The 19,228-nt window shown below is 71.5% G+C and carries 14 protein-coding genes; 2 read left to right on the forward strand and 12 right to left on the reverse strand.

Annotated features, from left to right (window positions below):
* Positions 1-50: 50 nt before the first annotated feature.
* From fxsT to AB0D31_RS23860, 7 genes are all read right to left on the reverse strand, one after another.
* A complete protein-coding gene (gene fxsT, locus AB0D31_RS23830) occupies positions 51-4,025 on the reverse strand; it encodes an FxSxx-COOH system tetratricopeptide repeat protein (RefSeq protein ID WP_362726550.1) in 3,975 nt (1,324 codons plus the stop codon).
* A complete protein-coding gene (locus AB0D31_RS23835) occupies positions 4,018-5,364 on the reverse strand; it encodes a TIR-like protein FxsC (protein ID WP_362726552.1) in 1,347 nt (448 codons plus the stop codon). Before AB0D31_RS23835 ends, fxsT begins: the two co-directional genes overlap by 8 nt.
* Before the next feature lie 194 nt (positions 5,365-5,558).
* Positions 5,559-7,967 carry an FxsB family cyclophane-forming radical SAM/SPASM peptide maturase gene (locus tag AB0D31_RS23840; protein ID WP_362726554.1) on the reverse strand — a complete coding sequence of 803 codons (2,409 nt, stop codon included), beginning with the start codon at positions 7,965-7,967 and terminating at the stop codon, positions 5,559-5,561.
* Between the two features lie 32 nt (positions 7,968-7,999).
* Positions 8,000-8,191: a hypothetical protein gene (locus AB0D31_RS23845; RefSeq protein WP_362726557.1), complete on the reverse strand. Its 192-nt coding sequence runs from the start codon at positions 8,189-8,191 to the stop codon at positions 8,000-8,002.
* A gap of 395 nt (positions 8,192-8,586) precedes the next feature.
* Positions 8,587-9,159, reverse strand: coding sequence for an XRE family transcriptional regulator (locus tag AB0D31_RS23850; protein WP_362726560.1), 573 nt, complete (start codon positions 9,157-9,159; stop codon positions 8,587-8,589).
* Positions 9,160-9,296: 137 nt separating this feature from the next.
* Positions 9,297-10,040 carry an acyltransferase gene (locus tag AB0D31_RS23855; protein WP_362726562.1) on the reverse strand — a complete coding sequence of 248 codons (744 nt, stop codon included), beginning with the start codon at positions 10,038-10,040 and terminating at the stop codon, positions 9,297-9,299.
* Between the two features lie 179 nt (positions 10,041-10,219).
* A complete protein-coding gene (locus AB0D31_RS23860; RefSeq protein WP_362726565.1) occupies positions 10,220-10,750 on the reverse strand; it encodes a gamma carbonic anhydrase family protein in 531 nt (176 codons plus the stop codon).
* Between the two features lie 93 nt (positions 10,751-10,843).
* Between AB0D31_RS23860 and AB0D31_RS23865 the strand changes: the two genes are divergently transcribed.
* Positions 10,844-11,284, forward strand: a complete 441-nt coding sequence (locus AB0D31_RS23865; protein WP_362726568.1) for an SRPBCC family protein — start codon at positions 10,844-10,846, stop codon at positions 11,282-11,284.
* Between the two features lie 53 nt (positions 11,285-11,337).
* Here AB0D31_RS23865 and AB0D31_RS23870 read toward each other — a convergent pair whose 3' ends face one another.
* The 3 genes from AB0D31_RS23870 to AB0D31_RS23880 form a co-directional block, all read right to left on the reverse strand.
* Positions 11,338-11,991 (reverse strand): DedA family protein, encoded by a 654-nt coding sequence (locus AB0D31_RS23870; RefSeq protein ID WP_362726571.1) that lies wholly within the window; start codon positions 11,989-11,991, stop codon positions 11,338-11,340.
* A gap of 74 nt (positions 11,992-12,065) precedes the next feature.
* Positions 12,066-14,561 carry a beta-glucosidase gene (locus AB0D31_RS23875; protein ID WP_362726573.1) on the reverse strand — a complete coding sequence of 832 codons (2,496 nt, stop codon included), beginning with the start codon at positions 14,559-14,561 and terminating at the stop codon, positions 12,066-12,068.
* 417 nt (positions 14,562-14,978) lie between these two features.
* Positions 14,979-15,416: a DUF4442 domain-containing protein gene (locus AB0D31_RS23880; RefSeq protein WP_362726702.1), complete on the reverse strand. Its 438-nt coding sequence runs from the start codon at positions 15,414-15,416 to the stop codon at positions 14,979-14,981.
* A 110-nt stretch (positions 15,417-15,526) separates the two neighbouring features.
* Between AB0D31_RS23880 and AB0D31_RS23885 the strand changes: the two genes are divergently transcribed.
* A complete protein-coding gene (locus tag AB0D31_RS23885; RefSeq protein ID WP_362726576.1) occupies positions 15,527-16,564 on the forward strand; it encodes a hypothetical protein in 1,038 nt (345 codons plus the stop codon).
* A gap of 218 nt (positions 16,565-16,782) precedes the next feature.
* Here AB0D31_RS23885 and AB0D31_RS23890 read toward each other — a convergent pair whose 3' ends face one another.
* Positions 16,783-17,574, reverse strand: coding sequence for a fused MFS/spermidine synthase (locus AB0D31_RS23890; protein ID WP_362726705.1), 792 nt, complete (start codon positions 17,572-17,574; stop codon positions 16,783-16,785).
* 433 nt (positions 17,575-18,007) lie between these two features.
* Positions 18,008-19,189, reverse strand: coding sequence for an elongation factor Tu (gene tuf / locus AB0D31_RS23895; RefSeq protein WP_362726579.1), 1,182 nt, complete (start codon positions 19,187-19,189; stop codon positions 18,008-18,010).
* Between the last annotated feature and the right edge of the window lie 39 nt (positions 19,190-19,228).

The following is a 19,228-nucleotide window of genomic DNA, read 5'->3' on the forward strand; positions in this document are numbered from 1 at the left end:
GGGGGGGGGGGCGCGCGGGTTGTTGTGGGTCCGGGCGCGCCCCCTCCACCTCATACCGGCTGTGGTTCGAGGTCGCGGTTGATGCGGCGCCAGGCGCGGGCCGCCTCTGCCACCGGATGGTCCACGCCCAGCTGCTTCGCGGTGGGCTCCAGGATGGAGGCCCGCAGCCGCTGGGCCTCCTCCTCCCGGCCGGCCGCCCGCAGTGTGATCGCCAGGTTGGAGCGGCAGGCGAGCACATCGGGGTGGGTGGGCCCGAACCGCTCCAACAGGCCCTTGAGCGCGGTGCGTTCCCAGCGCTCGGCGAGATCGGGACGGCCCAGGTCGCCGTAGGCGTTGGCGAGGTTGACCGCGGCGCACAGAGTGAACGGGTGGCGCGGTCCGAGGGCCTCCTCCAGTGCCGCGCGCACATCCTCGCCGCCCCGCACCGCCTCCTCCGCGGCGCCGAGGCCCCGCTGGTAGATGTGGACGTTGTTGCGGCAGGCCAGGGTGAAGGGATGCTCCTCGCCCAGCGTGCTCTGGTAGCCCTCGAAGGCCTGGAGGGCCAGGTCGAGCGCGGCTCGCTTGTCGCCGGTGGCCGAGAAGTCGGCCGCCAGGTTGAGGCAGCAGGCCAGCGCGTCGGGCGCCTTGGTCCCGTACCGGCCGCGATAGCGGTTGTACGTTTCCTCGGTCAGCCGCTTCGCCTCGTGCGGGTGGCCCGCCTTGCGCAGGGACACCGCGAGGCTCTTGGCGGTGCGCAGCGCTTCGGGCACATCGGCGTTGAGGACCCGCTCGAACGCCGCCACCACTTCGCGCAGCAGCTGCACCGAGGCCGTGTACTCGCCGCTCTCGCGCAGGTCGCGGGCGAGGTGGCCCTTGGTGGTGAGGGTGAAGGGGTGCTCGTCACCCAGTAAGGCGCTGCGGCGCTCCACGGTCTCCTCGTCCAGCCTGCGGGCCGCCTCGCTGTCGCCGCTCAGCCGGTAGTCGATGGCGAGGTTGTTCGCGGCGATCAGGGTACGCGGGTGGTTCTCGCCGAAGATCTGCCGCAGGCCGTGGTAGATCCGCAGGTCGCGGGTGAGCGCCTCGTCGAACCTGCCGAGCGCGCGCAGGTCGGCGGCGAGGCTTCCTGTGGTGATGAGGATGCTGGGGTGGTCGTCGTTGGGGTGGTCCTTGTGGAGCACGCTGATCTGACGGGCGAGGGTGTCCTCGTCCATCGTCCGCGCCTCCTGGTACTTGCCCTGGGCGCGCAGGGCGTTGGCCAGCTCGAAGCGGATGTTGAGGGTCTGGAGGTCGTTCTCGCCCAGCTCGCGGGTCCAGACCTTGTTGAGCTGGGTGCCGAGCACCCGGGCGCTCTCCAGCTCGCCGCGCTTGAGCAGGTACCGGATGCGGTCGACCATCAGCTGGCGGACCTTCTCCTCGTCGCAGTCGGCGATGCCGGAGGCGGACAGGTGCGGCCAGATCAGTTCGAAACTGGGCCAGCTCTTGGGGTCGTTGACCGGGTTGTCGCGGTCGACGCCCTCGACGGGGCGGGCCTCGGCGAGGATGCGGTGCACCTCGTGCTTGGCGGTGTCGACCTCGTCGTCGCTGAGGCCGGCCCGCACGGCGGCCTGGACGAGCCGGTGCACCTGGATGCTGCTGTCCGCGGGGTCGACCTTGGCCAGCGCGAAACGGTTCAGCGTCTGGATGACCTTGCCCAGCATGTACCGGTCGCGCAGGTCGGGGTCGTACGGCAGCAGGGACTCGAACATCGAGTCGCTGCCGATGAGCCGCATCGAGATCGGTTCGGCGGAGAAGAAGGAGCAGAGCTCCAACAGGCGTACCGCTGCCCGGGATTCATCGCGCAGGCGGCGGATGGAGATGTTCCAGGTGGCGCCGATCTGCTCCGAGTAGTCCTCGGGTTTTCCGAGCGAGAGGACCTTGGTGCTCTGCTCCCTGAGCTGTTCCACATAGGCGTCGACCGGTGTCGCCGTCTCGGAGAGCCAGGCCGCGGCGACCTCCACGGCGAGCGGCAGGTCACCGACGGCGTCGGCGACCCGGTCGGCGTCGGCCGCGGGCAGTTTGGTGACCCGGCGGCACAGGTGCTCGATGCTTTCCGGGCGGGTGAAGACCTCCACCTCGATCGCCTCGACCTGGGTGGAGGCCGGTTTGTTGCGGCAGGTCGCGAGGATGTGCCCGTAGGTCATGCCGGGGATGGGTTCGGTCTCCTCGGGGAGCAGCTTCAGCGCCCGGTCGAGGTCCTCGACGTTGTCGAAGATCAGCAGCCAGCGGGAGTAGGGCGCGCCGCGCCGCAGCGCCTGGAGGGCGGCCGTCGCCGCCTCGGCCACGACGTCGCCCGCCCTGAGGTCCATCTCCGCGGCGAGTTCGGCCAGGGAGGACACGACGCGGTCGGGCTGCTCGGCCTCGATCCACCACACCAGGTCGTAGTCGGCGCGGAAGCGGTGCGCGTACTCCCGGGCCACCTGGGTCTTGCCGACGCCGCCGAGCCCGTAGAGGACCTGCGGGAATCGCTGGGCGGAGCGGCTGTCGCCGCGCAACTGGTCCCGCAGGCGTTCCAGGACCGAGGTGCGGCCGGTGAACCAGGCGTGCCGGGGCCGTACGTTCCAGATCTTGGGCACACTGCCGGGGTAGCGGGGTCCCGCGGGCCCGGCCGCGAGGGCGGCACCCGCCTCGACCCGGTCGAAGGCCTGGAGGACGGCGGCCGCCGCGTCGTGTTCGTCGAGGCGTACGAGGTCGATGACGCCCCGGCTGCTGAGCGGCGGGCTGAGCCGTACGTCGCCGACGCGGACCGGCAGGATCTGACGCCGCCCGCCCGCCGGGTCGAGTCCGGGTCCGGAGTCCCAGGCGGTCCTGGCCCGCTCGGTGTTGAGGTAGGCCTGCGACACGACGGGGATGACCCGGTATCCGGCGCCGGCGCTGAACTCGGCTTCCGCAGCCGCCGATTGGGGCAGGCGGGCGTCGATGGGCACGACGTGGAAGCCGGCCGTGGTGAGGACGTGGACCAGCCAGTCCGCCCACATCTGGTCCTCTGCCACATGGGTCAGCACGATGTTGGAGGGCGGCATGGGGCGGCGCCTGGTGTACGCGGCGACGTGGGTGAGCCGGTCGGCCTCGTCCATCGGGGGCAGCGAGTTGACCAGGCCGCCGGTGAGCACGGAGGTGAGCCGTTCGCAGGCGCTCAGCATGGAGCTGCTCACGTTGGGCGCGTCGCCGAAGGTCGCGAGGATCTCCTCGTAGGCGTAGAAGGGCCGGTAGGGGACCTCGACGGTGCCCCAGTAGTTGCCGAGTTCGTCGGGGCCGAGGCCGCTGGGGAAGCCCGGGAAGCTCTCGCGGGCCAGGGCGCGGCCGGCGTCGGCCTTCTCCTTCTCGCCGTCGTCGATGCGCATCGGGACGGGCAGAATGCGGATGCGCCGCTCGTGGTAGCGCTCCTCGATGTCGCGGGCCACGGCGGAGGCGCCGTCGATGCTCTGGTCGCTCAACGTGAAGCAGACGACGAGGACTTCGGGCATCTGGACGGTGCAGATGTCGGCGATGTCGCTGAGTCCGGTGCGGCTGTCGATCAGGGTGTAGTCGTAGTGGCGCTGCATGTCGTCGCGCATGGCGTCGAAGAACTGGCCGCCGCCGAACCGCTCATGGAAGTCGTCCCAGTCCATCTTCCCCACGATGGAGGGGTAGTCGCGGTTGCGCCGCCCCGCCGACAGGAAGTCGAGGCTGCCGCCCTTGGGGAAGTTCCAGTTGAGGGAGGTGGCGTGGGGCCGCACCCGGGCGTAGTCGCGGTGCCAGTCGGGGTCGCGGTCGGCGGGGCGCCTCGCCTCGTCCTGGTAGTCGGTGATCAGGTTGATCAGGCCCGGGGTGGCTTCCAGGCCCGCCAGGTCGAGGAAGGGGTGGAAGAACCGGTGGAGCCCCGGCGCCTCCAGGTCCCAGTCGACGGCGAGCACCCGGTATCCGTTGGCCGCCAGGATCCATGCGCAGTTGGCCAGCGCCATGGTCCGTCCGGTGCCGCCCTTGTACGAATAGAACGTGACGACGGTCCCGTTGCGGTTCTCAGTCATCTGATGAGCCCTCCGCCTTATCACCGTGGTTCTTGTCCTGGTCCGTGCTCTGACCGCGGCCGCCGGGGTCTCTCACGCCGTAGCCGATCCCGCCCGGAAGGACGCGGGGCATCGGCCCGCCGCTGCCGGGCGGTGGGTAGGTCGGCGCGTTGGCCTCGTAGTGCCGGACCGCGGCCTTCACGGCCCCGGGTATCGCCTTGCTGAAGGCTTCGAGGGTGGGCAGTCCGGCGCCCGGTGTGCGGTGCCCGTCGCTCTCGTCGACCCGGCGAGCCAGCGCGGAGTCGGTCTGCTGCGCCAACTCCTCGTGGCGCGACCGGGTTTCGTCGTCCCCCAGGTTGCCGGGCACCAGGACGCTGATCCAGGGCCGGCGGGTGGCGCACAGCTGGTCCAGCAGTTCGCGGCGGCGCCCGGCATCGAGGGCCCAGCGGTCGAGCAGCAGCAGCCCCGGCGCGGGCGGCCCGGAGGCAAGCAGCCGCTGGGGCTCGGCCTCGAAGTCGCTGAGGTGCACCGTGAAGTTCAGGTTGCGTACGACGTCGACGGTGTGGTCGGCGAGGGGTCTGGAGGAGGCCGGATGGTACGGGTTCCAGTCGAGGGGCTCGGTGCCGTAGCAGTCCGGGCTGCGCCCGGTGGGGAGGGTGGAGCGTGCACAGGCGAGGACGGAGACCTCCATTTCGCGGGTGGGTCCGCCGGTGGGGCCGAAGGCGGACGGCACCTTGGCATAGTCCTGGTGCGGGTCGCCGGGTTCCAGCTGGGACTGCTGCGCCACGTTCACGATGCGTTTGGCCAGCCGGTAGACGGCGCGCTCGTACTGGTCGCGCAGGTAGTTGAGCTTGATGAGGCCGTAGAAGCCCTCGTCGGCGTATTCCTCGCCGAATGTGGCGTGGTTGAACTGGAGCCGCTCGGCGGGCTGCGGCAGCTGTCTCGCCGGTACGGGCACCCACAGCGCGGGCACGACGCCGGTGACGGAGTTGCTGTTGTGGTGGCTGTTACGGCTGTTCTGTGCGGCGGCCCGGCTGGAGAAGGCGAACCACTCCCGGCCGCACTGTTCGCTGAGGAAATAGCGGGGCGAATAGAGCGGGACGAACACCTTGCAGTGGGCCAGCGCTTCGGAGAGCCGTTCCTGCCAGCCCTCGCCGGGCTGCATCTGCTGGTCCATGAAGCCGGCGCTGCCGGCCGGAAGGGGCGTCAGCTGCATCACATGGGCGCAGAGATCCCGGAAGAACCGCTGGACCCAGAGGTTGGGGTCCTTGTCCTTGGGGTCGCTCTTCGGCGTGTGCGCGTAGCTGAGGAAGAAGTAGGGCTTCTGCGCGTCGTCACCGGCCCCCACTGATCCGTGCACCACTGTCTCCCCCGGTCCAAGTGGATGGGTCCTCAGTGTAGGAACGGAAGATTCTCCGAAGGAACAGAACGAACAAACCCATTGGTTGATCCACTCACGGAGCCCCGATCAGATCATGACCGAAATCATGCGGCAGCCGTCGAGTGGATCAATCAAATAGAGGGAGAATTCCCGCAATTCGCTGGGGAATTCGTTTACCTCGCTCCTTCGGTACGTGCCTTCCACTCGGCGCGGTGGCGCCGCGCGGCGTGCTCGGCGGCCGACTGCGCGGCCACGGAGACCGGTTCGGCCAGCCATCCTGCGACCGTGTCGCCCATGCTCGCTACGAAGGTTTCACCCAGGCCGGAGAGGGACCGGGAGGTGAGGAGCTCGTCGACGGCGTCCGCGGTCCGGCTCCGCCAGCGGGCGAACTGGGCCTCCGCGTCGGCGCGTTGGGCAACCGATTCCGCGGTGTCGCGGCGCACCCGCCAGAAGTCGGTCACCGCGATGTGTGCGTAGGTTCCCTGGAGCAGCCCGCCGATCGGGCGGGGATCGGGGCGCCAGGGGGCGTAGTAGAGGGCGCGGTCGGACTTGTCGTAGAGGTCCACCGCATCCAGCACTGCGGCGAGCTTCACGTGCTGGAACTCATGCACGATGAGCAGGGCGAGCTGATCGGGCGACGAGGGCCTGGCCGCGCCGATCGCACCCCAGGCCTCCTTGCAGGCGGCGCTGACGTTGCTTCCGTCGGGTGCGTACAGGGGGGTGATCAGCCGCAGGCCCGCGGCCACGCCGTCGGCGTACGCGGGCAGTTCACGCCGGATGAGCGCCCAGGCGCCGGTGAGGTCCTCGGCCCACAGTTTGATCTCGTCGGACGCGATCCGCCGCGCGACCGGCCAGCTGTGACAGTCCCGCAGCGGGTCGGTGTCCTCGATCGCCACGCTCCAGCCCTCGCCTTCGAAGAGGCGTACGGGCTGCCAGTGCGGGGCCGAGCCGTCGAGGCCCTCGTGCCGGCCGATGGAGAGCCGCCGGGTGCCGGCCCGCACCGTGAACCCTTCGGGCCCCCCGCGCACTTCGGCCTCGTCGACCCCGCCGGGGAGCCGTACGGTGCCGAGCCCGGGCAGGCGCAGCGCCCCGTCCTGCACCGGAACGGTGACGCCCCGGTCGAGTCCGGCCCGCACCACCGTGGCCGCGGCGATCTCGGCGAGGCCGCCCGCGGGGGCCGCGCGGCCTTCGAGCACGCTCAGCGCCCACGGCCGGGTGTAGGGGTGGGCGAGGACGGCGTCCAGCGCGTCGGGCACCTCGGCGTCCAGGTGCGTCAGGAGTTCCCAGGCCGCCGTTGCCTCACGGTCGGAGAGCGCGATGCAGCCGCTGACGGCGGCGAGCAGTTCCTGGTTGACGTCGAGTTGGGCGGCGGCCAGCCGCGTGATGGCGTCCGCTCCCCCGAAGCCGGTGGCCAGAGCGTCGAAGTCGCCCTGAGGGAAGGGGAGTTCGGCGGACTGCTGTCGTGGTGTGGGCGCGGCCGCCGCCCGGTCGCGGATGGTGGTGACCAGGGCCAGCAGATCGGGGCAGAAGACGGACGGGTTGTCGAAGTCGCTGCCGGTGCGGTAGCGGTGGGCGTAGAGGCCACCACCGCACGAGGCCACCACCGGGCAGGCGCGGCACTGCGCACAGAGCTGCTCGATGCCCTGCTGGCGGGCGAGCATGCCGGGGTGCTGGAGCACGTCGTCGAGTGAGTGCGTGAAGACGTCCATGCCGGTGGCCGGCGCCCCGTCGTACGAGGTCTTCAGGCTGTCGGCCTGTTCGAACGTGCCGTCGGTCTCGATCACCACGAGGTCGGCGGGGGCGAGCCCGAGGGATTCGGTGAGGCTGCTCTCGCCCCGCAGAGTGCGCAGGACGGAGTCGAAGATGCGCACCGGCACGGCCCGTCCCGCCGCGTCCCAGCGCCGGTAGACGGCGTCGAGCCAGTCCGCGTACGGGGTGGCGGCGCCGGCGGGCCGGGGCGGTGGCGTGTCCCACGTGGCGTGCGGCAGAAGGAAGTCGATCCGGGGCGGCGAGAGCTCGACGAGCGCGTCGTAGACGGCGACCGGGTCGTTCTCGACGTCGATGGTGCACAGCAGGCCCGCGAACAGGGGGCGGTAGCGCGGGCGGTTGAGCAGCTCCACGGCGCGGACGACTTTGTGGTGGCTGCTGCGGCCGTCGGCGTAGCGGCGGTGACGGTCGTTGGAGACCTTGTCGCCGTCGAGCGAGACGCCGACCTTGATGCCGAGTTCGAGGAAGAGGTCGCAGTACGCCTCGTCGAGCAGGACGCCGTTGGTGTGCATCCGCAGGTCGAGCGCGCTCACCCCGCGCAGCGCCCGCTGGAGCTCCTCGGCGGCGCGCCGCAGCCTGGTGGGACCCGCGAGCAGCGGTTCGCCGCCGTGCAGGACGACGTGGACCGTGGGGAGCCGGTGACGGCGGGCGTGTTCGGCGATGCGGTCCGCCACCTGGACGAGGATCTCGTCGGAGACGGCGCGGGGCCGCCCGCGCCAGCTCGTGTCGGCGTGCTCGTAGACGTAACAGTGATCGCATGCCAGGTCGCAGCGGCTGTGCATTTTCAGGACGAACTGCGACAGAGCAGGCTGCATCGGCCGGTCCATGGGGTGGGTCGGTCCGTTCGTCAGAGGGCCGACTGGAAGGCGGAGGTGCCGGGCACCGCCGTGTTCGTACCGGCTGCCACCACCCTGGTCAGGCTGGCCGGGGCCTTGCCGGCGCTCTGCGCCGCCGCCCGCTTCACCAGCGGCAGCCGCCGGCCGGCCGGCCTGCGGGGCGTGGGGCCGTGCCGTTCGGCCGCCGAGACGAGAGCTTCCACGTGAGCGCCTTTCGGACTGGAGCACCGTTTTTTCAGGAGCGTTGCGACCGGTGTGACCGCTGCCACCTCCTGGGACCACACAACGGTGTGGGCCCGTGCCCGGGTTCGGCGTGCGCGCTGAAATCACCCGCACGGGTGGTTTCGTTGGAGGTGAACACGGCCCGCTCGTCGCCCCGGGGCCACGAAAGCGACGATAGCCAGCGTCCACCCCGCGCGGGCCCGATTACCAGATATGGGCACACATTCACGCGGAATGCGACGGCGAACCGGTCGGAGTACGCACCGGAGCGTGGCGTTTCGCCCCACGCATCAGCCGTGTCCGCGCGGTGGTTGTGCCTTCCGGGGCCGGGCTGCGGTTCCGCTGTGCGGGCGGGCTGTGGTTCCGGTCTGCGGGCTCAGCGTTCGAAGGGTACGGAGACGGCCATCGTCATCTCGACCGTCTCGGGGTCCTCATTACCGTACGTATGGGCCGTGTTGGCCTCGAACGAGGCCGAATGGCCCGCCGGGATCCGGTGGTTGACGCCGTCCACGCGCAGGGTGAGCGTGCCCCGCGTGACATGGAGCAGCTCGATCGTGCCGGCCGGGTGCGGGTCGGAGGGGCTGGCGTCGCCGGGCGCCAGCGTCCAGTGCCACAGCTCCAGCGGGCCGGGCGCCTCGGTGCCGGCGAGCAGGGTGCTGTGGCTCCCGCGTTCGGTGGACCAGAGCCGGACGGCCTGCTCGGGCGGGATGACGCGGACGGCGGGGCCGCTCTCGTAGTCGAGCAGGGTGGTGATGCTGACGCCGAGCGCGTCGCCGATCTTCACGACGGTGCCCACGCTGGGGTTGGTCCTGGCCTGCTCGATCTGGATGAGCATGCCGCGGCTGACTCCGGCGCGGGTCGCGAGCGCGTCCAGGGTGAAGCCGCGCTCGGTGCGCCAGCGCTTGACGTTGCGGGCCAGTGACTGGGTCAGCAGTTCGAGGTCCGACACATTCCGTCCATGGGGTGGGCCCGGGGGGGCCGTCCGGTGTTCTTGGGGTGACAGGACGGGTGGTGCGCCCACCGGTCTTCGCCGCCGCCCACACTCTACTGCGGGGCACCTCGCGGCCTGGCGGCGTGATGGGGAGGTCAGGCCTCCTTCGAGGTCAACTCCGCGATGGCGAGCAGCTGTTGCGGTGTGACGCCCTCGGGGATGGGTACCGGCGCGGGCGTACGCAGCGGCGGCTGCCAGCCGTCCTGCTCGTTCCAGGTGCGTACGATCTTCGCGGGCGCCCCGGCCACCACCGCGTGGTCGGGCACCTCGCCACGTACGACGGCGCCCGCCGCCACCACGACGTTGCGGCCCAGGCGCGCGCCGGGCAGCACCACCGCTCCGGTGCCGAGCCAGCAGCCCGGGCCGATCTCGACGGGATCCATGCGCGGCCACTGCTTGCCCACGGGCTGGTGCGGATCGTCGTAGCTGTGGTTGGTCGAGGTGATGTAGACGTACGGGCCGCAGTACGTGTCCGAGCCGATGGTGACCGTCGTGTCGGCGATGACGTGGCTGCCCCGGCCGAGCACGACGCCGTTGCCCAGGGTCAGGATCGGCTCGGCCCCGAGGTCGAGGCCGGGCATCATTCCGGCGGTGAGGGTGACCTGTTCGCCGATGATGCAGTGGTCGCCCAGTTCGATCCAGGGCTCGCCGAACACGGTGCCCTGCGGGAAGGCGAGGCGGGTCCCCGAGCCGATCCGGCGAAAGCGCAGCTTGCCGGGGTGCTCGGCGGTGACCGCGCCCGCCTCCTTGATCAGGCCCCAACCGCCGTGGACCGCGCGGGAGGCGATCCGGCGCCGCCAGGCGGTCAGCGATGAGAACGTGTTTCTGTTCTTGGGCACTCGCTCACGGTACTCATCGCCGAGCGGTCGATCACCGCCGACGCCTGTGATCTTCCGCTCAGCGCGGTCTCCGGGCGGTCTCAGGGCGGCCTCTGGTCGGTCTCTGTACCGTCTCCGGGCCGCTCTTCGCGCCGTCTCCGGGTGGTCTCTGTGCCGTCCTGGGCGGTCTCTGCGTGCTCTCAGCCCGCGTGCGCCGTGCGGTGGTCCTCGGCCAGGCCGCGGTACATCAGGGCGTTGACCTTGATCCCCTCGCGCTCCTCGTCGCTCAGCTCACGCCGTACCTTCGCCGGTACGCCCGCGACGAGCGAGCCGGGCGGTACGACCATGCCCTGCGGCACGAGAGCGTGCGCCGCGATCAGCGATCCGGCGCCGATGCGGGCGCCGTTGAGGACCGTGGCGCCCATGCCGACCAGGACGTCGTCCTCGACGGTGCAGCCGTGCAGCACCGTGTTGTGGCCGACGGTGACGCGCTCACCGATGGTGACGGGGAAGCCGGGGTCCACGTGCACGGTGCAGTTGTCCTGGATGTTGCTCTCGGCGCCGATGACGATCGGCCCGCAGTCGGCCCGCAGGACCGCGTGGTACCAGACGCTCGCACCGTCGGCCAGGGTCACCTCGCCGAGCACCACCGAGGTGGGTGCGGTGAATGCGGTCGGTGCGATCTCGGGCTTCTTGCCGCCCACCGCCACGACCAACGCCTGCTCTGTCATGCGCCACTCCTTGTACGGACTTCATCGCGCCGGGTGTCACGCTAAGCGACGATGGTGCGCCCCGTGCGGCCGGGGCCCGTTTAGGATCGCGCGATGGCACTCTTCCGGATCGACCGCCGCACCGAGCTGGCCCCCGACGAGGCGTGGCGGCGGCTCACCGACTGGGAACGGCACGGCGACGGCGTCCCGTTGACCCGGATCGTCGTGCGCACCGCGCCGCCCGCCGGCCGGGGCACCGTCTTCGTGGCCCGCACCGGCCTGGGGCGGCTGTGCTTCGAAGACCCGATGGAGATCACCCGCTGGCAGCCGCCGGTCCCCGGCACGCCGGGACGGTGCCGCCTGGAGAAGCGGGGCCGCGCGATTCGGGGCTGGGCTGAGATCGAGGTGGGGGCGGCGGGGGCGGGGTCGTACGTGGTCTGGCGCGAGGAGCTGCGCGTGCGGGGCGTGCCGGGCACCCTCGATCCGCTGACCGCGGTCGCGGGGCGCCTCGTGTTCGGCCGGGCCGCGCGAGTGCTGCTCCGGGACGACGGCTGAAGATGCGCATGCCGCCCGGCATCGAGTAGTCAGGGGGGCGGGGAGGCGGGCGCTCAGTCGCCGGCCGGGACATTTTCCCGTGAGCGTGCCGCCTCCGCCTCCGCCATCGCCTTCTTCGCCCGGTTCTTGACGATCAGCATCGACGCGACGCCGATGAGGAGCGCCGCCACCAGGCCCAGGTAGGAGAAGTTCTTCAGCCAGGACTCGGCGACGATGCCGAGGTAGTAGATGACGGCCGTAGTGCCGCCCGCCCAGCAGATGCCGCCGAGCACGTTGGCGATGAGGAACTTCCAGTACGGCATGTGCAGGACGCCCGCGAGCGGTCCCGCGAAGATCCGGAGCAGGGCGATGAAACGGCCGAAGAAGACGGCCCACATGCCCCACTTCTGGAAGGACCGCTCGGCCATGGCGACATGGCCCTCGCTGAAGTGTTTGGGGAACTTGCGGCCGAGCCACGCGAGGAGTGGCCTGCCTCCCTTGCGCCCGATCGCGTAGCCGATCGAGTCGCCGACCACCGCGCCGGCGGTGGCGCAGGCGCCGAGCACGACCGGGTTGATGTGGCCCTGCTGCGAGGCGAGCAGCGCCGCGCTGACCAGGACGATCTCGCCGGGCAGCGGGATGCCGAGGCTTTCGACGCCGATGACGAGCGCCACCAGGAGATAGACACTGACGGCGGGGATGTGCTCCAGCCACTCCTGGATGTGCAACGCGCTTCCTCCCGCTGGCACCGGGTCACGGCCCGGCGTGCGCCCCCCTGGCGCACGCCGGGAAGCCTACCCGGTCAGGGCCGGGGGGCCGCCGCGCCCGACGGGACTTGGCCACGGCCGACGAGTCGCTGCTCGCGCGCGGAGACGCCCACGCTCACCTCGCGTGTTCCGGTGCCGAGCACCCAGCCGTGCCGGGCCGGGTCCCAGGAGGAGAGCGAGCGGGCCGAGACGCGTACGGTCACGCGCTCGACGGCGCCGGCCTCCAGTTCCAGCCGGCGGTAGCCGGCCAGGGCGCGGGGTGCCTGATCGAGATGGAGGTCGGGCGAGGGGCCGAGGTAGACCTGGGCCACCGTGACGCCCGTGCGGCTGCCGGTGTTGCGGACGGTGAAGCCGACGCTGAGCCCGTCGCCGTCGGGCCGCACAGTCAGGCCGGAGTAGGCGAACGTCGTGTAGGAGAGTCCGTGCCCGAAGGGGAAGAGCGGCGTCACGCCTTCCGCGTCGTACCAGCGGTAGCCGAGGTGGATGCCCTCGGAGTACTCCTGGGTGCCGTTCACACCGGGGTAGCGGCGCGGCTCCTTGGCTACCGGGTGCCGGTCGTCGGAGGCGGGGAAGGTCTGGGTGAGCCGGCCGCCGGGGTCGCACTCCCCGAACAGGACGGCCGCGGTGGCCTCGGCGCCCTCCTGGCCCGGGTAGTACATCTGCAGGACGGCACCGGTGCGGGCGAGCCACGGCATGGTGGTGCTGGACGAGGTGTTGAGTACGACCGCGGTACGGGGGTTGGCGGTCGCGACCGCGTCGATCAGCTCGTTCTGGTGGCCGGGCAGGGCGAGGCCGGTGCGGTCGGCTCCCTCGGTGGCGTCCTCGTACGCGAACAGGACGACGCTCTGGGCCGCCCGTGCGGCGCGCACCGCTTCGGCGACGTCGGCGGCCCGGGTGGCGCCGGTGCTGCGGCGGAGCCGGAAGAGCTGTCCCTTGCCGCCGCCCTTCGCGGTGACGGTGAGCCGGTGCGGGCCCGCGGTGAGGCGCAGGGGGATGCTGCGGCGGGCCTCAAGGCCGTCGGGTGCGGTGCCGACGAGTCCGCCGCCGAAGAGTTCGCCCAGGCCGGGCGCGGGCGGGAAGAGTTCGGTGGTGTCGAGGACGACCTTGGGGCGCTCGCCGCTGTAGTGGATGGTGAAGGTCCACTCGTCGGGTTCGGTCACGGCGAGGGTGCCGTCGTAGGTGAACGTGACGCCCGCGGCGACGCGCTGCCCTTCGAAGTCGGCGCCCGCCGACGTGCCGGGCAGTGGTTTGCCGTAGAGGTCCTCGCCCATGGTGTAGGTGACGTCGGCGTCCTTCCCTGCGTGGGCCCTGATGGCGTCGAGGGGGCTCTGCGCGCGGTCGGGGACGACGTGCGCGCTGCCGCCTCCGCCGATGAACGGGAGCTTTCCGGTGGGGCCGATCACCGCGATGGAGCGGGCCGCCGCGCCGGTGAGGGGCAGGGTGGCGGCCTGGTTCCGTAGCAGCGTCGCGCCCGCCTTGGCGATCTTGAGTGCCGCGTCGGCGCCTGCCTGCGGGTCCCGGGCGGGCCGGGCGGGCGCCTCCGCTGCGAGCAGCGAGAAGCGCTCCATGACGCCGAGGACACGGCGTACCGAACGGTCGACCAGCGCCTCGGGCACGCTGCCGTCTCCCACGGCCTTCTTCAGGGCGCCGCCCAAGTAGGGGCCGCTCGGCATCTCCATGTCGAGCCCCGCGGTGAGGGAGGCGACGGTGCTGTGCGCGGCGAACCAGTCAGTCATCACCCAGCCGTCGAAGCCCCAGCCGTCGCGCAGGATGTCGCTGAGAAGTGGCTTGTTCTCGCAGGCGTAGACCCCGTTGACCTTGTTGTACGCGCCCATCACGGCGCCCACTCCCGCCGTGACGGCCGCCTCGAAGCCGCGCAGCTCCATTTCGTGGAGGGGCTGTTCGGCGATTCGGACGTCGATGGAGGTGCGGTTCTCCTCCTGGTTGTTCAGGGCGAAGTGCTTGACGGTGGCGATGAGTCCCTGGCTCTGGATGCCGCGGACCTCCTCGGCGACGAGGTCCGCGCTGAGCAGCGGGTCCTCGGAGAAGGTCTCGAAGTTCCGTCCGGCGTACGGGGTTCTGATCAGGTTGACCATGGGAGCGAGGACGACGTCCTGGCCGAGCGCGCGGCCTTCGCGGCCGAGGACTTCGCCGTATGCGCGGGCGAGCTCCGGGTCGAAGGTGGCGGCGAGCAGGACGGGGGCGGGCAGCGCCGTCGCGTGCTCCTTGACGCGCAGGCCGGCGGGTCCGTCGGCGAGCCGGAGCGGGGGGATGGCGAGGCGGGGGACGCCGGCGAGGTAGCCGGCCTGGCCGAGGCCGTGCGGGTCGGCCGTGCCGTGCAGCAGGGCGATCTTCTCGTCGAGGGTGAGGCGGGTGAGCAGTGCTTCGACCCGCGGGGAGGCCGGGGGCCCGATGCGGACCCGGGGCAGGGCGGCGGCTGGGGCGGTGAGGGTGCCGGTCGCGGCCGCCGCGACCGTGGCGGCGCCACCGAGCAGGCGCAGCGCTGACCTTCGGGAAACCGGGTGGGACATGGACCGTCACTCCTTTGTGCGCGGGCTTTGTGCGCGGGCACGCCGTGATGGACCGCGGCACGGCCTGCGGTCTCCGATCAGCGTGTGAACGCACTATGCGTCACGACGGAGTTGACCTTCCGTCAGGCGCCCCGGGCGCCGCGCAACCTGGGACCGTCCGGTGGAAGAGGCCGGGACGGCGATGCGGGAGAAACGGCGAAGGCGCCCACGGCTGGGGGCCGGGGGCGCCTTCGGTTGCTTCCCGGGGGCTCGCGTTCTTGCGCCGGCCCCAGGGGCTCGCGTGGGGCCGCCTGCCGCGGGGGCTGTCGTTCGGCCGCCTGCCGCGGAGGCTGTCGTTCGGCCGCCTGCCTCGGAGGCTGTCGTTCGCGCGCCTTGCGGACCTCGGAGGGTAGGAGTTGCCTTGCGGGCCTCGGAGGGTCAGGAGTTGGGGCGCAGGGTCCACACCACCGTCATCTCGCCGGTCACGGCACCGTCCGCGCGGGTGATCTTGATGACGACCGGGAACTCCGGGCGCTGCCCCGCGTCCAGTTCGGCCACGACATCGGCGATCGGGCGGCCCAGGGTCGCGGTCGCGGTGACGACGCCCATGGCGAGCTTCTTGTAGCCGATTTCCGCCTTGACGGCGAGCGGGACCGCGCGGCTCATCTGGTCGCCGAAGGCCGCGATGACGATCGCGCCGCTGGCGGACTCGGCGAGTGTGAACATGGCGCCGGCGTGGGGGCCACCGACGTGGTTGTGGTAGTCGCTCCGGTCGGGCAGCCGTACCACGGCACGCTCGGGGGTCGTTTCGAGGAACTCCAGGTTGAGGGTCCTCGCCATGGGAACGGTGGCGGCGAGCATCTCGCCCACGGACATCTGATCAGCGCTCATGGGGCCTGATGTTACCCATGGGTAGCAGTCATTGGCCATCCCCCGGCGGGGGCGGCCGTAGCAGGAGCACCGGTGCACCTCTATGGTTACTGGCCATGTGGCCAGGACAGCAGCCGCCCGGGGGCGAGCAGAACCCGCAGGATCCGAATCAGAACCCGTACCAGCAGCCGGGGTACCAGCAGCCGAATCCCTATCAGCAGCCGGGACAGCAGCCCGCGCAGCCGGGGTATCCGCCGCAGGGTTACCAGACGCCCAACCCGTACCAGCAGCCGACGGTGCCGCAGTACCCGGTCGGTGGCCCGCCCGGGCCGCCGCAGCCGCCGAACAACGACAAGAAGAAGACCACCCTCATCGCCATCGTCGCGGCGGCCGCCGTGGTCGTGGCCGCCGCCGTGACCGGCGTCGTGGTCCTCAAGGACGACGGTAAGGGCAGCGATCAGGCCGACGGCAAGGACAAGAAGTCGCCCTTGGCGTCCAGCCCGGCCGCTCCGTCCTCCCCCGCTCCCAACCCGCGTGGCGCCGGCACCGACGTCAAGCCGGTCATCGCCGGCTGGAAGGTCGTGGTGAACCCCACCAAGGGCGACGCCTTCGACGTACCGCCGGAGTGGGAGGTCGACAGCCCCGGGATGAGCGTCGGCTGGTCCGACAAGGCGGACCCCAACGGCTTCGGCGGCATGATGATGTCCTCCCCCGCCTACTACAAGTCCAAGTGGTGCACCACCAAGAGCGGCAGCGGCAGCGACGAGAACACCGCGCTCGCCAGCGTCGGCACGAAGGGTGCCAACGGCGCCAAGTCGACCGCCGACGCGGCGGAGCAGGCCGACGACTGGCTGTACTTCGCCTACACCCAGCCGGACAAGAACCACATCACCTCGGAGAAGCCGGTCCCCTACACGACCAAGTCCGGACTTCAGGGCAGCGTGGTCCGGGCCAAGACGACCGGCGTGAAGAAGACGGACAAGTGCTCCACCGAGGGCCAGGCCGTGCTCTTCGGCTTCAAGACCGCCAAGGGCGACCTCGCTGCGTGGAGCTTCATCGCCAACACGGGCGTGCCGGACGCGGTCCCCGAGGACACCATCCAGAAGATCCTCAGCACGATCCGTCTGGTGCCGACCTCCGGCTCCGATTCCTGACGCGCATCGCTTCCGGCGGCGCGGTACCTTTCCCGGCGGCGCCGTCGTTTCTCGGCGGCGCGGTTACTTTCCGGCGGCGCCGTCGTTTCGCGCACGGCTGCATGCCGGCACGGCTCCACTCCGGCACGGCCGTCGTGATCAACCTGGGCAGCCAGACTTCGCTGATCGCGACGGCGTTCGCCGTGTTGCGCTGCGCCGCCGATGCCCGCGGCTTCCAGTCAGCCGATGCTGAAGGCTCCGTGGGGCGGCTCGGGTGAGGGCTGCGCGTCGGCGTCCGTGACCGGCTGGGCGTTCCCGATGAAGCGGCGCAGCGAGTCGCCGTGCTCGACCCGGGCCGGGAAGGCGTCCCCCGCCGTACGCCGGGCCAGCGACGCCACGTCCAGAGGATGGGCCGACGCGAGCAGCACCGCGTTCCCGAAGCGCCGGCCGCGCAGGACCGACGGTTCGGCGATCAGCGCGACCTCGGTGAACACCGCCTGGAAGGTGGCGAGTTGGGAGCGAAGGAAGGTGAAGGGCGCGCCGTCCGCGAGGTTCGCCGCGTAGACGCCGCCCGGCCTCAGGACTCGCTGGGCCAGGCGCGCGTAGGCGAGGGAGGTGAGGTGCGCCGGCACGCGCGAGCCGCCGAACACGTCGGCGACGAGCAGGTCGGCCGAGGCGGCCGGCGCCCGCTCCACCCACGCCCTGGCGTCCGCCGCGTGCAGGGCGATCCCGGCATCCGGGGACAACGGGAGGTGTTCACGGACGAGTTGGACCAGTGCCCGGTCGGCGTCCACCACGTCCTGGCGCGAGCCGGGCCTGGTCGCGGCGACATAGCGGGGCAGGGTGAGGGCGCCGCCACCGAGGTGCAGTACGTCAAGGGGCGCGCCGTCGTCGGCCACGCAGTCCACGACGTGGGCGAGCCGGCGCAGGTACTCGAACTCGATGTGCGTCGGGTCGTCGAGGTCCACGTACGACTGGGGGGCGCCGTCCACGGTCAGTAGCCAGGCCCGCTCACGGTCGATGTCGGGCATCAGTTTGGCGGTGCCCCCGTCGACCTCCCGGATGACGGGAATCGGCTCGGCGTACGGGTCGTCGTTCACAGCCCCATTGTGCGCCCGGCGGCGCGGGGCTGTGACATTGCGCGGCTCCCCGCGGTGGGTGCGACCGGCCGGCACCGGGTGCCCTACAGGGGCGCGGGGCTGTGACATGTGCGCGGCTCCGCCGCGGAGGGCGCGACCGGCCGGCCCCGGGCCCCCTACAGGGGCGCGGCGAACTGCGCGGGTGCCCCAGCACGGTCCGCACCCGAAGGCCGGGTCTCACCGGCGCGGCACCCGGGAGACGAACCCCGATCGTGCCCCCGGTCAGGGTGAGGATGCCTCCGCGGAGCAGCCGGCCGACGCCCCCGGCCAGGGGCGCGGCAACGGCCCACCCCCGTCCGCGTGTTGGCGGAGGCGGGCCGTCCGGTCACAGCAGCGTGCTCACCGTTCCGGCGCCGACCGTGCGGCCGCCCTCGCGGATGGCGAAGCCGAGACCCGGCTCCAGCGGGGTGTCACGGCCGAGCTCGACCGTCATGGTGACCGTCTCGCCGGGCCGCGCGACCGCGAGCTCGCCGAGGTCCACGTCGCCGACGACGTCCGCGGTGCGGATGTAGAACTGCGGCCGGTAGCCGGTGGCGATCGGGGTGGAGCGTCCACCCTCGCGCGCGGACAGGACGTACACCCTCGCGGTGAACCTGCGGCTCGGCGTGATGCTGCCGGGCTCGGCGACCACGTGGCCGCGGCGGACCGCGTCGCGTGGCACCCCGCGCAGGAGCAGCGCGACGTTGTCGCCGGCCTGAGCCGACTCCATCGGCTTGCCGAACGTCTCCACGCCCGTGACCACGGACTCGGTGTCCGCGCCGAGGATCTGCACCCGGTCGCCGACCCGGACCGTCCCGCGCTCGACGGCTCCGGTGACTACGGTTCCGCGTCCGGTGATGGTGAGCACGTTCTCGACCGGCAGCAGGAACGGCGCGTCGACATAGCGCTCGGGCAGCGGCACATAGGTGTCGACCGCGTCGAGGAGCGCGCCGATCGCCTCGGTCCACCGTGGCTCGCCCGCGAGGGCTTTGAGCCCGGAGACCCGGACGACGGGCACGGTGTCGCCGCCGTATCCGTGCGCGGTGAGCAGCTCGCGCACTTCGAGTTCGACCAGGTCGGTGAGGACCGCGTCCTCGCCGTCATCGACGGCGTCCGCCTTGTTGAGCGCCACCACGATGTGGTCGACGCCCACTTGGCGGGCGAGCAGGACGTGTTCGGCGGTCTGCGGCATGATCCCGTCAAGCGCCGACACGACGAGGATCGCCCCGTCGAGCTGGGCCGCCCCCGTGACCATGTTCTTGACGTAGTCGGCATGGCCCGGCATGTCGATGTGCGCGTAGTGGCGGGTGTCGGTCTCGTACTCGACGTGCGCGATGTTGATGGTGATGCCGCGGGCGGCCTCCTCCGGGGCCCGGTCGATCCGGTCGAACGGCACGAACGTGCCGCTGCCGCGCTCGGCGAGCACTTTGGTGATGGCGGCGGTCAGGGTCGTCTTGCCGTGGTCGACATGGCCCATGGTGCCGATGTTGAGGTGGGGCTTGGTGCGTACGTATGCCGTCTTGGGCATGGCTGAATGTCCCTCGCGTGGTCGCAGAGCGGTGCCGGG

This window comes from Streptomyces sp. NPDC048361 (genome assembly GCF_040651795.1).
Taxonomy (GTDB): domain Bacteria; phylum Actinomycetota; class Actinomycetes; order Streptomycetales; family Streptomycetaceae; genus Streptomyces.

Excerpts from the sequence above, each read along its gene's own strand:
- AB0D31_RS23880 (WP_362726702.1), bottom strand. The coding sequence starts at position 15,416 with ATGTCCGTGGGCGAGATGCTCGCCGCCACCGTTCCCATGGCGAGGACC.
- AB0D31_RS23865 (WP_362726568.1), top strand. The coding sequence starts at position 10,844 with ATGGCACTCTTCCGGATCGACCGCCGCACCGAGCTGGCCCCCGACGAG.
- AB0D31_RS23840 (WP_362726554.1), bottom strand. The coding sequence starts at position 7,967 with ATGCAGCCTGCTCTGTCGCAGTTCGTCCTGAAAATGCACAGCCGCTGC.
- fxsT (WP_362726550.1), bottom strand. The coding sequence starts at position 4,025 with ATGACTGAGAACCGCAACGGGACCGTCGTCACGTTCTATTCGTACAAG.
- AB0D31_RS23860 (WP_362726565.1), bottom strand. The coding sequence starts at position 10,750 with ATGACAGAGCAGGCGTTGGTCGTGGCGGTGGGCGGCAAGAAGCCCGAG.
- tuf (WP_362726579.1), bottom strand. The coding sequence starts at position 19,189 with ATGCCCAAGACGGCATACGTACGCACCAAGCCCCACCTCAACATCGGC.
- AB0D31_RS23885 (WP_362726576.1), top strand. The coding sequence starts at position 15,527 with ATGTGGCCAGGACAGCAGCCGCCCGGGGGCGAGCAGAACCCGCAGGAT.
- AB0D31_RS23890 (WP_362726705.1), bottom strand. The coding sequence starts at position 17,574 with ATGCCCGACATCGACCGTGAGCGGGCCTGGCTACTGACCGTGGACGGC.
- AB0D31_RS23875 (WP_362726573.1), bottom strand. The coding sequence starts at position 14,561 with ATGTCCCACCCGGTTTCCCGAAGGTCAGCGCTGCGCCTGCTCGGTGGC.